At 29.4% G+C, this 13,985-nt stretch carries 13 protein-coding genes; 12 read left to right on the forward strand and 1 reads right to left on the reverse strand.

All coding sequences use genetic code 11. From position 1 onward, the window contains the following. Positions 1–497 precede the first annotated feature (497 nt). The 12 genes from VJY38_RS07695 (at position 498) to VJY38_RS07750 (ending at position 11,761) form a co-directional block, all read left to right on the forward strand. Complete coding sequence (locus tag VJY38_RS07695) at positions 498–2,015, forward strand: M1 family metallopeptidase (RefSeq protein WP_353680108.1); 1,518 nt, start codon at positions 498–500, stop codon at positions 2,013–2,015. Between the two features lie 125 nt (positions 2,016–2,140). After that, positions 2,141–2,713 (forward strand): GNAT family N-acetyltransferase, encoded by a 573-nt coding sequence (locus tag VJY38_RS07700; protein ID WP_353680109.1) that lies wholly within the window; start codon positions 2,141–2,143, stop codon positions 2,711–2,713. Between the two features lie 98 nt (positions 2,714–2,811). Next, positions 2,812–3,633, forward strand: coding sequence for a CPBP family intramembrane glutamic endopeptidase (locus VJY38_RS07705; protein WP_434968568.1), 822 nt, complete (start codon positions 2,812–2,814; stop codon positions 3,631–3,633). Between the two features lie 79 nt (positions 3,634–3,712). Next, on the forward strand, positions 3,713–4,213 hold the full coding sequence (locus VJY38_RS07710) for a GNAT family N-acetyltransferase (protein WP_353680111.1): 501 nt from the start codon (positions 3,713–3,715) through the stop codon (positions 4,211–4,213). 946 nt (positions 4,214–5,159) lie between these two features. After that, complete coding sequence (locus VJY38_RS07715) at positions 5,160–5,654, forward strand: c-type cytochrome (RefSeq protein WP_353680112.1); 495 nt, start codon at positions 5,160–5,162, stop codon at positions 5,652–5,654. Positions 5,655–5,953: 299 nt separating this feature from the next. Next, on the forward strand, positions 5,954–6,358 hold the full coding sequence (locus VJY38_RS07720; protein WP_353680621.1) for an SDR family NAD(P)-dependent oxidoreductase: 405 nt from the start codon (positions 5,954–5,956) through the stop codon (positions 6,356–6,358). Further along, a complete protein-coding gene (locus VJY38_RS07725) occupies positions 6,348–6,503 on the forward strand; it encodes an SDR family oxidoreductase (protein WP_353680113.1) in 156 nt (51 codons plus the stop codon). Before VJY38_RS07720 ends, VJY38_RS07725 begins: the two co-directional genes overlap by 11 nt. Before the next feature lie 1,406 nt (positions 6,504–7,909). Further along, on the forward strand, positions 7,910–9,655 hold the full coding sequence (locus VJY38_RS07730; RefSeq protein ID WP_353680114.1) for an adenine nucleotide alpha hydrolase family protein: 1,746 nt from the start codon (positions 7,910–7,912) through the stop codon (positions 9,653–9,655). A gap of 107 nt (positions 9,656–9,762) precedes the next feature. Further along, positions 9,763–9,855, forward strand: coding sequence for a T9SS type A sorting domain-containing protein (locus tag VJY38_RS07735; RefSeq protein WP_353680622.1), 93 nt, complete (start codon positions 9,763–9,765; stop codon positions 9,853–9,855). Between the two features lie 671 nt (positions 9,856–10,526). Next, positions 10,527–10,805 (forward strand): DUF134 domain-containing protein, encoded by a 279-nt coding sequence (locus tag VJY38_RS07740; protein ID WP_353680115.1) that lies wholly within the window; start codon positions 10,527–10,529, stop codon positions 10,803–10,805. Between the two features lie 274 nt (positions 10,806–11,079). Then, on the forward strand, positions 11,080–11,361 hold the full coding sequence (locus VJY38_RS07745) for a DUF5320 domain-containing protein (protein WP_353680116.1): 282 nt from the start codon (positions 11,080–11,082) through the stop codon (positions 11,359–11,361). A gap of 16 nt (positions 11,362–11,377) precedes the next feature. Continuing rightward, positions 11,378–11,761 carry a NifB/NifX family molybdenum-iron cluster-binding protein gene (locus VJY38_RS07750; RefSeq protein ID WP_353680117.1) on the forward strand — a complete coding sequence of 128 codons (384 nt, stop codon included), beginning with the start codon at positions 11,378–11,380 and terminating at the stop codon, positions 11,759–11,761. Positions 11,762–12,173: 412 nt separating this feature from the next. On the opposite strand, the gene VJY38_RS07755 is transcribed toward VJY38_RS07750, so the two are convergent. Then, the gene (locus tag VJY38_RS07755; RefSeq protein WP_353680118.1) at positions 12,174–13,874 is read right to left on the reverse strand and encodes a short-chain dehydrogenase; all 1,701 of its coding nucleotides are present in this window, start codon (positions 13,872–13,874) and stop codon (positions 12,174–12,176) included. Positions 13,875–13,985 lie beyond the last annotated feature (111 nt).

Here is a 13,985-nt window from a genome sequence, read left to right on the forward strand (position 1 = left end):
ATATGAAATGCCTGAATCAAAGCAAGCAATTTGTATTAAATATAATTAACATGCGGTACACTTCAAGATGAAATTGATTTTTTAAATTGTTGGAGAACATGATTCTACACTTAATTAGTATAAAATTCTTAAAGATATTGATTTGGATTTAGTTAATAAGTTATTCAACTTGATTTATGAAGGGCATAAATTTAGTAACAAATATTATTTAATATTCAGCATAAATTATTTTGCATTACCAGTGCAAAAGTCACTCAAATTCTACCCAATAAAACTTCTTTATAAAGTACTCGTCTAATGTTATCATTAAAAAATATTGGAGTAGTAAAAGCTTGGCATGTAATTTTATACATTATAAAAAATTTGTCTTGCAAGTCCACTCAAATGCTGATATAAATAAGACTTCTTTTATGTTAACACTATTATAATCTATTACCTATCAAGGAGATTTTATAGTGCCTTATAAAATATTCTCTAAGATTATTAAAGGGTTTCATTTGAATTTTGGATTATTCATTTTTACCATTGTAATTATCACAACAAATATCTTCGCTCAGGATAAATCTTACAATATCAAACAATATGATTTGTATATCAAACCTCACTTTGTAACTAAAAGTCTTTTTATATCTACAACAATTACTATTAACAATCCATTCCTGCGAGATACTTTTTATTTTGGACTTAATGAACGGTATGAAAAGTTATCTATTAGATCTAATTCATCACCAGTTTCGATACAAAGAGGAAATGGATGGGTTGTTATCGTCTTACAAAAACCTACTAAATATTTCACAATGGTTATTGAAACTGAAGGAATAATCGGAAAAAGTGATGGTGAGAATAGACAGGTAATCACAGATTCCAGCTTATTTTTATTATGGTCTGATCGATTTTATCCCATCGATTATAATCACTGGGCAAAATTTAAAACCAAAATTTTACTTCCTGATAATTTTCATGTAATTGCTCCTGGAAAATTGATACGTACTAAAAAGCATAATAAAATGATTGAGCATACGTTCTTAACGACTAATCCTGCTGTGTGCTTCTCAGTGTTTGCAGATTCAAGGTGGATTGTAACAAAAAGAAAAATCAATGGAATACAAATGCAAACGCTCCTTTATCCAGAAAGTCAAAAATTTTCAGAACAGATTTTTAAAACAAGTAGTGAAGTATTGAAATTCTATTCAGAAACTTATTGTGCTTATCCATTTGATCAGTTTAGTTTTATTAATCTTGAAGGAATTTATGCAAGACTGGCTTTCCCTGGCTTTGTTGGATATAGTTCAAACTATCTGGAAAAAGAGTTCGCAACAACTGGATTTGATGCACACGAAACTGCACTGCTGTGGTGGTTCTATACAATACGTGGTGAGGGAGCTGGTAGTTTTCAATGGACAGAAGGTTTTGGAGACTACGCAGAATTTCTTTATGATGAAAAATATCAAAAACCAATACCAGAAATTTTTCAGAATTTTCGGAATGAATATCTGACAATGTCTCCACACCAAGATGTATTATACTATGACTTTACAGGAAATACACCACAAAAAATTATTCACGGAAAATATCCCTGGCTCATGCATCTTATCCGTTATAAAATAGGTGATGAAAAATTTAGAGAAACAATGAAATTGATTTTCAATAAATTTCGATTTCGAACATTTAGTATGGAAGAGTTCATTGCTGTTCTGGAAGAAGGAAGTGGACAATCGCTTCAATGGTGGAAACAGGAATGGCTCGAAAGAAAAGGTGTTCCAGTAATAACTTTTAAATCGGAAGTTCAAAAAAATAATGATTCGTATCTAATTAAATGTACTCTCACACAAATCGAAAACCTTTACCATTTACCAATAGAAATTGGGATTGAAACCAAGAAGGGAATAGATATAAAAAGAGTGAATGTTACTGAGGAACAGACAATATTTACTTTTGAATCGAAAGAAAAACCTATCAAGATTACTGTTGATCCAAATGACTGGCTTTTATTGAAAGTAATATATTTGGAATAAAAAGATGAATGACTGGAATTTTCTTAAATACTTTTTTCGACTATTTATTACAATAATATGTTATTGAAATAGTAAATGCTACTAACTGTAATTGGTAAACATTTATAAAATTTAATAAATAAACTATGTGGAATGATATTGATGATATCGAACTGGTAAAACCAGAAAGAAAGCACAAAGAAATTATTATTGATTTCATAAAAGAACATCAGGATAATAATGAATTTGAAATTCACGGAGGAGCTCTTGTTGAAAAGTTAGATTTCGATGTTTGGCTAAAACAGATTGCTGATAACTCAAAAAAGGAAACCGTTAATAAAAATTGGGTTGTTTCTTCAACTTTCCTGGTGATAAGAAAAACAGATAAAAGATTAATTGGTTTTGTCGATATTCGTCACGAATTAAATGATTTTTTAAAATCTTATGGTGGACATATTGGATTTGGAATTCGACCTACAGAAAGGAGAAAGGGATATGCAATTAAAATATTGATGAAAGCTTTGATTTACTGTAAAGAAATTGGTTTAAATAGAGTTATGCTTGCTTGTTATAAAGACAATATTGTATCGAGAAAAACAATTGAAAAGTGTGGTGGAATATTAGAGAAAGAATTTACTCTTTCTGAATTAAAGGATTATTCATTAGAAGTAGAAAATTCGAATGATAAAATTGTATGTGTTTATTGGATAAGTCTTTAAAGATGAATGATATAACCAATGAGAGTCACTCACATTCAATATAACCAATTGTTGTATGTGCCGTATTTAATTTGTCATCATAGAGGAAAGTATAAATGCTGGAAAGATATAACAAAACATTTTTCTTTTATGGATTATCATTGATAATTCCATGGATACTTTGGTTCATAGTTGCATACTTTAGTCATCTTGAAAGTTATGATTCGTCAATTAACTTTTTAATGTCTGTATTGGGTATTCTGGGATTAATTGCACCTGCTCTCGTAGCAAGCTATTTATTTCTCATTGATAAAGATCTTATGAAGGACTTGAAAAACAGGATTTTTAATATACAAAGATTCAATGCATTCTATCTTGTAATAACATTTTTATTAATACCTTTTTCAATTGTCATTGCTCAATTGATTTCGGTCATATTTGGGCATAGCCTTTCTCAGTTTTACATTTCTGGCAAACCAACATTTACCTCTCTTGTATATTCTCCATGGTTTATACTTATTTTTGCACCAATAGTTGAAGAATTAGCCTGGCATAGTTATGGTACAGATACATTACGACGAAAATATAATTTATTTACAACTTCACTTATATTTTCATTTTACTGGGTAATATGGCATTTGCCTTTGTCATTTATCAAGGGATATTATCATAGCAATGTTGTTGCAGAGGGATTGGTGTATTCTCTAAATTTTATTTTCAGTTTATTTGTTTTTGTAATCTTAATGAATTGGCTTTATTATAAAACAAAGCGTAATATTTTTACTGCTATTATTTTTCATTTAAATGCAAATATTTCCAATGAAATATTTGCAACACATCCAGATAGTAAAGTTATTCAAACAGGATTACTGCTACTTGTAGCAATTATAATTTTGAAATATGATAAAGAAATGTTTTTTTCTAAGGAAGTGCTAAATTGAAATACTCAATCAGTGCTTAAACTTTGGATGTCAACATTATTTTTATCAATATTATTAATAGTACTAAAAGGAACTTAATATGGTTATTAGAGAAATTCAAACAAGTGATGCCGAAGCATTTTTGAATCTCTGTCATAAACTGGATGAAGAAACTCAATTCATGCTCCTTGAGCCAGATGAAAGAATAGCTACTGTTGATGAGATAATCACTCAAATAGAAAACTTGAAATTAAGAGATAATCAAACAATACTTGTTGCAGAACATAATAATCAATTGGTTGGATATGTTAGTGCAGATGGTGGAAAATACAAAAGAAATAAACATTGTGTTTATATTGTGATGGGTATTCTTCAATCCTTTACGGGACAGGGTATTGGAACTATGTTATTAAAAGAATTAGAAAAATGGGCTATACAAAATAAAATTTATCGACTGGAACTAACTGTTATGGTTCATAATGAAAAAGCATTTGCACTATATAAGAAAATGGGATTTGTAATTGAAGGGATGAAAAAACATTCTCTTTTTATAAATGGTTTTTATGTTGATGAATATTACATGGCTAAATTGTTGATTTGAATGAAATAAACAATAATAACAAAGACTAGTTTTATCTAAGTTGTTTTACTTTATCTTTACTTGTTATAGTTTGGCAAATTCTTTTATTCATAAAATGGTTGAAGAAATTGATAAGCAGAAAAATGAAAATTCCTTTCTTGTTTTAAAAGTAAAGTTTTTTCGTTGTGTAGACATTAATAAGAACACAGATTGGCTATAGAGGTAAAGATTTAGTACAAAAACTTTCTTAATGTACGTCATTGCTGAAAAATTAAAAATGTTTTTAATCATTTATAGTTACTTTAAAAAAACAGAAAAATATGTTTACCTCTCTCCTAATTGGTGAGTTGATCTTTAATATAACACCATATTTATAATTGAAATATGCTTATTAAAAAAGTTTTATTGATAAAAATAATTATTGACAAAGAGATTATAAAAATATAAGTTACTATAGGATATACCATGTGGTATAAATTTCTTCTGAGGGGTCTTAGGCTCTAAAATTATTGAGGGAATTATGGATATAAAAAGACAAACTACAATTACTTTTCATAATTCGTAATGAATAAAGAATAAGAAACCAAAACATAATAGCTAAAGAAGCTTATATTTGATGTATAATTATATATTAATATAAACATCCACATAGTTTAATAGAAATGTTTTATCTACATGTTCTAAGTTGAGGATTAAGATTTAATAGTCTATATAAGAAAGGAAAACGAATTAAATGATTTTATACTGTTATTATTTTCAATATTGCATACGTGGACAATAAATCAACAAATCAGAATGATATCCTGCAACAGCTTGTAAAATATCATTCCTAAATAAATATTGTAACGATAGATGATTCATTTTCTCACTTACTTTTGCATTACCACGGGTTACAGTCGACGTCGTTCAAATGCGTTCTGCAACGTGGCTAAACCTAACCATTAACTATAATAGAAAGGAAATAACTATGTTTGTACTACGTAATTTTATTATAGGCATTGCCTTACTTTCAACTGTGATAACTCAACATAATTTTGCACAAGCACCAAAGACATTCAATTCGAAATCTGTTGAGCGTGGAAGGTATCTTGTAAAAATAACTGGTTGTAATGATTGTCATACACCCGGTTACATCCAGGCAAGTGGTAAGATTCCAGAGAAACAATGGTTGATAGGCGATCAACTCGGGTGGCGTGGTCCCTGGGGAACAACCTATCCGAGCAATCTGAGGTTATATATGCAAAATCTTTCTGAAGACCAATGGGTTAAGGTAGCAAAAACTGCACAATATCGACCGCCAATGCCTTGGTTTGCTCTTCACGAAATGACCACACAAGACCTTCGTGCTATCTATAGATTCATTAAATACTTAGGAGCTGCAGGTGAACTTGCACCGGTTTTCGTTCCACCTGGTCAGAAGCCTAAAGGTCCATACGTTTTATTTCCTGAACCACCGAAGTAATTTTACTATTAGTGTCTAATATAGCCGCTTAATACAGAAGTGTGAAGTTTGTTGTTCGTCGTTTATTTTAGTGTTAAGCGGCATTTATTAATGGAGGTAGTACAAAAATGTTTGAGAATGCAGGAAATCTTGCCGGTAGGGTTGCACTTATTACGGGAGGCAATCGTGGAATTGGGAGAACTAACGCTTTGGCATTAGCAGAAGCCGGAGCTGATATAGATCTTAGTTATCGTGTTCGGGAGATCGAAGCTTTGCAGGTTTAATCGGAATTGGAGAAGAGCGAGCATCGTTGTATTATTGTGCAAGCAGATGTCTCTATTGCTGCAGACGTATACCGACTGATTGAGTCAATAGGAGTATCTCTAGGAGGGGTAAGTATACTTGTTAACAATGCCGGGATGTCAAATCCTAGATCTATAGAAACTATCACCGAAGATGATTGGGATAAAATTATTGCTGTTAATCTCAAATCTGTGTTTTTGGTTACTCAAGCTGTACTTCCGTATATGCGTTTACAGAAATGGGGGCGAATTATCAATATGACGTCTGTAGCAATTCAGTTGGGTGGCATAGTTTGTCCACACTATGCAGCATCTAAGGCAGGGATTTGGGGATTGACGCATTCTTATGCTTCACAGTTAGCCAGTGAAGGTATAACTGTAAATGCCATAGCACCTGCTAATCGAAACAGAAATGATTGCTGATAACCCGCAGGCTAAGCCCGACCGAATTCCTGTTGGTCGTCTGGGAACACCTAAAGAAGTCGCTAATGTTGTAACAATGTTAGTTTGTAACGGCTACATTACTGGTCAGACAATTAATGTTAATGGTGGTTTATATATGAGTTAGAATGATGAAGCATTTGTCACCACAATTGTTTGTGGTGAGCTATTCGTTGTATGACTTGTCACTGAACTGGAGCGTTATTCTTACTAATTATATGCTCAAATGGAAGAAACTATATATAAATAGATGACTATTGGAGGTTGGATTAACAAAGATATTAGTCTGAATTTCAATTATAATTTTTCCTTAGTCAACAACTTTTATAAAGTTGGATATTTTGTTAGAGGAGGCTTCTATTAAAATCCGAGCGTAGGAGAGGATGAATATTTATTTAATTCTTTATTGATATTTCAATTGGCAAAAGGCTACATTCAGAATGGTTGTAGGCTTCTGTTTTTGGAGGGTCCTCTTATACATTAGGAGAAAAAACGTGTTTCGCAAAACGAAAATGAGAAATATCATACAATAGGATTAGAAACCGATATACAATTATTATTCAGAGTAGAAAATGAAATCGGAATTGGAATGGGTTTCTACGGGAATCTAAACTTTTTAAAGAATTATGGCGGCATAAATATAAATTAACCTTAGGTAATGATAAATAACTTAACATGGGAGTGAAATGAAAAACAGATAGCTTTTTTCGTATTATTTTTCTTACCTATAAGATTATGTTGTTCACAGGTCGCAATTAATGAAATTTAAATTGTATCAACAATAGTTTCAGTTGGGACATGCACACCAAATAATCTAAACTTTTATTTATTCTTGGTTAGAAATTAGCAATACAAAACAAGGTTTTCATATAAGTGTAAGTATCTCCAGAAAAAGCATAAATGTATCTGGAACAGAATGATGCGTGGATATAATACAATATTTGTAACTGGGAATTTATGATTAAGTTCAAAGTTAATTAAGACAATGGAAGTTGGTAAATAATTTTTCTAATTAAACAAAAGATGCTATTGGTTGATTACGATCTCCTTTTTCTATCAATCTTTAGGGCGGAATTTTCATTTTGGTATAGTTCTCATCTTTATTTTTAATTAATAAGTAGTAAATAAATAACTGAAATTTACTATCCGTTTTTAATGGATTGGTTCTTGTTATAACTCTTTTCTGATATAAAAATAAGCTCGCTAAAAAGTTTTATTAATAAAAAAATTATTGACATAGAGATTATAAAAATATAAGTTATTTTCGGATTCAACAATGTGTTATAAATTTCTTCTGAGGGGTCTTAAATTCTAAAATTATTATTAATTAACAGCAAAATTTAGGACAATGCTATGCTCAGAAATATAATTATGGAATACAAAAAAAAAATAAAAAACCGATAGACTTGTACACCTTAAAATGATATTATTATAGAGAATGATATTTACGATAAAGTTAATTAATAGTTACACTTCCTTTCTTGAATTGTTTTGATCTCATTTTATTATTACTTATAAAAATAGGAGTCTTAAATGAGCTGGATATTTGGATCGATAAATGCTAATGATTGCTTAAAGAAACTTAATGAATTGACTAAGAATAATATTATCTATTCAACAAATGAACTGCCAATTTCAGTTTATGTTGGCGGTAATTTACATACATGTTTTTTTGACAATGATATTAGAACAAAAAAAGGTTGGGCAGTTGTTGGTGTTGGTATTATTGAATATAACTCCGGATATAAACTCCTCGATAAAGCTGATTGGAAATCTATTCTTGAAAAAGATTCTTTTAATACCAAAGATATTTATGGTCATTATGTAATTCTACGCTGGGACGAAAACAACCTGAATATCTATACAGATATGTTAGGTTTAAGAGACATCTACATTTCAAGATTCCATAATAAAATATTTTTTTCAACACGAATAGATTGGCTGGCAAAGTTTATTGATACTACAATTGATTTTAAAGTATTTGGAAGCCGCTGGTTGTTGTTCACCCAAATTTCTCCCGAGAGTGTACTCACTAATACTTTAAGAATTGTGGGTGGTTCATCACTCAATATTGACATCAAAAAACTGGAATGGAAACAGAGTAAAAATGAATTTGTACCTATTTACCCAAAAGAGCATTCGTATATTTCTGTCAAAGAATTTTCTGAAAGATTAAATGGAATTATCGGAGCTCCTTTTAATAATAACAATAATCTGTCTTTGAGTTTATCTGGTGGACTGGATTCAAGAGTTCTTTTATCATTTTTGCTTAAAGATGGAAGAAATAACTTATGGGATACACATACATTTGGAAACATTAATCATCCAGACTCGATAATTTCCGATAAAATTACAAGACAACTAAATATTACTCATCATAAAATTGATAGAGGAATTCCTTCGGTAAATGATTGCATAAATGAATTAACTGAGTACTGTGGTCAAACTATAGTAAATAATTCTGCATCATCAATCCTTCAATTAAATAACTATCAGCTTTTAAGAAATTGGGGAAATAGAACAATCATTGATGGAGGATATGGTGAACTATGGCGAAGAGAATTTTTTAACAGATTGTATTTGAAAGGAAAATCATCGCTTTTAAGAAGAGATTATGAAAATATTTTGAAGCATTTGAAATTACATCGTGCAGATATTTTTACTGATGAAATTAATAATTCAATGTATAAAGGATGCAAAGAACAACTTGAAAATATCATTGAGGTACTTCCGAATATTGAAAAATTAGGTATAGAAAATTGGCTTGATCTTTTTGCTTTAAAAACGAAATTCCTGAATTATTGTGGACACGAACAGACAAGATTGGATTCCATAATTAAATCCTATATGCCATTCATTCAGCTTCCATTATTAAATTATTTATTCATAACACCAATCAAACTTAGAAAAAATGGAAAGCTTTTTAGAGAATTGATCCATAAGAACTTCAATCAATTATCGAAATTTTGGTTAGTCAAAGGTTCTACATATTATCCTTTTACGTTGACAACATTACAATCAAGACTATGGAATTCATTATGTAAAAAGCTAAACATTAATCAATACCACGATAATACCAGTGTTATGTTTTTGAATTACCTTAAAGAATTCATAAATGATACTTTTCAATCAAAAAATGCAAAAGAATCTGGTTTTTATAATTACAAAAAAATTGAAAACATTCTTGATGATTTCAACACTAACTCAAATACGAAAATTTATGAGTTAGATTGGCTTCTCTCATTCGAGGTATTCAGGGAAATAATATTTGATAAGTAATGTTTATTATCAAAAAAAGAAGAAATCAAAAATCAGAACTCAATATAAATTGTATATGCTAAATTTAGCGTAAGTTTATTTTAATTAGAAAAGAAATTTATTTTATAATTGATACAAAAAATTTGCCCAGTGGAATTTATTTTTATCAATTAAAGACAGGAGAATACCAGCAAACAAAAAAGATGGTATTATTACGGTAGTTGTGTGAACAATGGTTTATCCTATCTGAATGAATCAATTCGAATTTTGTGATATAATTAATGGATTAAGTATTCTTTAGTTTATGATACTAAGTAGTGTTTATATGTAAATTAGTATTAAACAACAATTGATATTTGTGTAGTAATTTACATCTAATTTGTTTTGTATGGTCATAAGTAAATTAAGTTATGAAGTGGAAAAGTTTACTCTGAAGAAGTAGGTAGCACAATATTTATAATTACTCTTTTATGGTGGAGAGATGAAAATTATTATAATTATAGAAAAATTATGAATTTTATCATAGTTTCTTTTTATTTAAGTTCTTATTTATATATGGTTATCGGGAGTTCTTTGGTTTATTAAATAGAAATTTTTTGGAAATATTTACTGACTTTTCCTGATTTTAAATTGCAAACCGAAAACAAAATATTATTTGTTATCAGAATTAAAATGCTCGAACCTAAATATGTAACGTATTTCAGAATTTAAACTTTAAAGCTATATAAAAGTGAAAAAGAAATTGCTATCCACTCACTTCCTTCATAATAATTTAATCCCTATATATTTATTAACATAGAAGAAAATCAAAATATTTTACAACTCATTTAAAGTATTGACAAGAAAATTATTAATTAATATTTTGTGCATATGCACAAATAAATATTTATAAATGCCCAGATGCAAAAAAAATAGATGCTGTAGATTTTTAGATTCTGAAAGAATTTATAAACCAATCGCAATCCCTTTAAAAGAATTGCAAATAGTAGAAATATTTATTGATGAATTTGAAGCAGTAAGACTATGTGATTATGAAAAACTTAGTCAAATCGAAGCCTCAGAAAAAATGAAAATTTCAAGAGGAACTGTTCAGCGATTGTTAGAATCAGGAAGATTTAAAATTGTTGATGCATTATTAAATAAAAAAGTATTAAAAATAAATAGTAAATAATGTGATAAAATAATGATGATATGTCTATCCCCTGGTGGGAAAAATATCTGAATTATTATATCAATTAATAATTAATCATTAATTTAAAAAATTATGTCAAACACTTTTCATAAGTTAATTATAGTAAATGATTAAATTAGATGGATTTTATATCACTTCAAATTATGAGGATAAAAATCATATTAACAAAAATAATATTATGAGATTAAGTTTATTTAATGATAATAAAAGATTCTTATAAATAAATTTATTAACAAAAAAGGAGGTGATTAATATGTATGGTTATGGAAAAGGCTGGCATCATTGGGAAAAAGGAATAATTACTCCTCAAGGCTATTCATACATAGGTCCCTGCAGATGTGGAAAAGGACCTCATGCATTCTATCAGGATTCAAGTGGTAGAATTGTTCATGCAAAAGAACTATACAGACAGAGATTATCCTGGGGACATACAAAAGAAGATCCGAAAGTTCAACTTGAAGCACTGAAACAAGAAAAAGAACAACTGGAAAAACAAATAGAGATATTAGAAAAACAGATTAAAGAAAATGAATAAACAACAGAGGTAAAATATGAAGATTGCAATTGCATCTGATGATGGTAATACCATATCGTCCCATCTGGGCAGAACAAGAGGATTTATAATATTTGATGTTGAAGATAAAGAGATAAGGAAGCAGGAATACCGTACTAACAACTTTACAGGTCACGCAAGAGGATTGGAAGGGGCAGGTCATGAAATAGATAGACATGCCCCAATTCTAAATGCACTTAAAGATTGTAAAACGGTTATTTCACGTGGTATGGGAATGAGAATATATAATGATCTAAAAGAATTTGGCATTGAAGTTTTTATTACAGAAGAAATGGAAGTCAATAAAGCATTAGAACTTTACCTTAATGGTAAACTTATTGATAGACCAGAAATAGGATGTATGCATAAACATCAAAACTAACAAATGCAGACTTATTAAAGTGAGTTTGGAAATAGTTTAATTTCTTAGAAGAATAATATTACATACTTAAAACAGTTAATAATATAAAAGTGACATATCTGTAAGTAGCTTTACTTAATGTAAATAAGATTCTTATGCCAGACAGAAATTAATTAAATTATGCAATTACCCAGGATTACAAAAAATCATATCTAATTCTCTAAGTAATGGAGAATTAATTTTGTTCTGGATAAGTATAATGAAATTATTCAACAGAAAAATTTTGGTTAAGTCTGGAAACAGAAGAATTTTTAATATTCATTTAGAATTACATCAAAAATTTTTCTTGAATAAAACTTAGTCAGTAAGATGTATGAAAATTTTTTTGTGAATTATGTATTTAAAACTAAAAGGGGCAATTAAAGCCCCTTTTTTATGCTTTCATTCTTTCGCCTTTTTCTTCTTTACTGAAGATCCAGCCAACTACTTTGCCAATATCAATTGTTTCAAAATTATTCCAGTATTTTTTTGTTCTTACAAACATCGAACTTGTATCATCTGGAGGTATTTGTTCTGTTTCTTCAATAATAGTTTTTATTCTTGATTGCCATATTTTCATGCTTTGAGGTCGTAAGTCTACCCATCCATCGTGTGCCCATAAATCAATTTTATCTTGTGTAATTTCAAGTTCATTTTCACCCCGATATGGTGGAATTTTAATTTCATTACCTCTAAGAAGTGAGTGACCATCTGGTAAAAGAATTGGAATTCCAATTGATATTATTTCATTGCGAAGTTTTGAATCTTTCTTTATGTATTCAAATGCTTTTTGAGATAAACTTTCTGGTGTCTCATTTAATATTTGCTTCATTGTACCACAAATAATTTTAAGCAAATTGATTTCGTGTAAAAGTTTTGACAGTCTTGGAGGTCCTAATAACTCAAATGCAACACTATTTACATTATGTATTTTCTCAAGTTCTTTTAATTTTTCAATTGCTGAATGTTGTAAAAATCCAGCACGATATGTAGGTTCTAATGTTGCATTATCGAGAGCATTGATAATATCGTGGCCTGTGTTGCCACCTTTTATTTCATAGATGACATCATCAGCAATTTCTTCTGGTGTTACATATTCCATTTGACCTTGAGTTGTAATGGATTCAAATTCTCCAAGAGAAAAAGTACCATTTTCACCAGTATCAATAAAAACAGATTTTAAATGTTCACCCGTAGATTTAAATTTTTTATCCAGATCTAATTTTAATTTTCCATTTAATGGAATAGCGTCTTCTATTGATATGTTTAATAATTCAATTGGTTTTCCACCTTTTTTAATTTCTCCATATTCTATTTTTTTCCATGCTATTGCAGCAGTTGGTTTTATTTCTTTTGTGATTGGTCCCTCGGGAGTTCTTCCCATTAAAAATAGTAATAGAGTATGTGCACCTGCAACAGCAGATTTACTTAATAATACTCTTGAAGGTTTTTCCTCGCTGTGTGTGTATGGAATATTTAATCCCATTCCTCCAGTACCACTGGTTCCAATTTTAACGTAAATTTTAGTACCAGCTTTATTCATTGAATTATAGAGTATCTGAACATGACGAATTAGTTGAGGTACATACTCTGTACAAAAAATTTTTTCTGTCTCTTCTGCTAATATTTCAGCAGATGGTTTTTTCTCCAGTAACTTTTTAATTCTATAATATCTTGAATATACATCTTGATAAGCAATTGCAGTGGCAGAGTTAACACAATCAATAATTATTTCTGGTTTAAATTCCATTAATAGATGATAGATTGATGAACTTTGCAATATCTCATCATTTAATTCTTCCATAATATCTTGCATAATAATTTTTCTTGTAACAGGATTATCTAATAATTCATTACGATTCATATCCTTGTAGTCATAACGTATAAAAATATTGCCCCACCATGGAATGAAATAATCATCTGGAAGTTGAGGAAAATCTTTTTTCAACTTTTCAACTTCCTCTTCGGCTTCTTCTTTTTTAAGAGAAGTAACAATTATTTTTTTTGGTTTTTCTGGGATAAGTTTTCTTATAACAGCATTGCCAACTAATCCCCATCCCCCTAATACTAAAACAGTTTTGTTTTGAATATCCATAAAGGCTCCATTAACATTTTTTTTGTAAGAAAAATTACAGTTTGTTAATGCAGTCTGCAAGAAAATTACAATTTTAATTTAATTGCTTAAGGGGATAGCCTTTCTTAAATT

It is taken from the genome of Rosettibacter firmus (genome assembly GCF_036860695.1).
GTDB lineage: Bacteria > Bacteroidota > Ignavibacteria > Ignavibacteriales > Melioribacteraceae > Rosettibacter > Rosettibacter firmus.